Annotated in this window: 1 protein-coding gene; it reads right to left on the bottom strand. The window is 55.9% G+C overall.

What is annotated here, in order from left to right:
• A partial coding sequence (locus tag PG722_RS04850) for a DNA cytosine methyltransferase (protein ID WP_270579824.1) occupies window positions 1–657 on the bottom strand: 657 nt, incomplete at both ends.

Raw genomic sequence — 657 nt, 5'->3', positions numbered from 1 at the left:
CGGGTCGCCCTCATACCAGAAGGCAAAGGGCGTTACATCACTGGCTAAAAGAGTGGGAAAAGGGTCAGTTGGTAATCCGAAGCTGTTTCGGAAGGCCGTTTCTTCCTGCCTTTTTGCCGCTCCCCGCATACGGAAGCACTGAAAGGGGTGGATGACTGGTATCTGCCGCCCTGTTTCAAAAGAAGCTGTTCGATCTCCTTCGGCGGCGGCCCGCCCGCCCTCTCCGCAAGGCGGAGGAAGTGGGAGCATTGGACGGGGCTTAAATAGTATGTCTGCGGCACGTCTGCCTCCAAAATCCGCCACGACGAAAATCCGCTGCCTTCGTGCCAGCCTTCGGGAGCCTGCCCAATACTGGGCGTCCATGAGTCGCCAGCACACATCAGGCGTTCCCCCTCGCACCATTCCGGCGTTTCCCCATTTTCCCGAAGGAGGCATTGGAACTTCGGTGTCCGAGAAGGCGGATAAGACGGCTCTAAAGTCCATCCGGTCATTTGTAGAAAACGCTCCCATGACGTTTTCCCAAACAGCGATAGCTGGATATAGGTTATCAGTAGCATCCCTCATTTCCTGTATGATACGAAACGCCTGATAGAACAGGCTTGATTTTGCCCCGGCAAGGCCGGAGCGGTTGCCGATCAGAGAAAGGTTCTGACAGGG

Origin of the sequence: Butyricicoccus sp. OF27-2pH9A (genome assembly GCF_027693185.1) — a bacterium.
In the GTDB taxonomy this organism is placed as follows: domain Bacteria; phylum Bacillota; class Clostridia; order Oscillospirales; family Butyricicoccaceae; genus Agathobaculum; species Agathobaculum butyriciproducens.
Note: the sequence above shows the minus strand (reverse complement) of the source record. Positions and strands in the feature narration are given on the sequence as shown.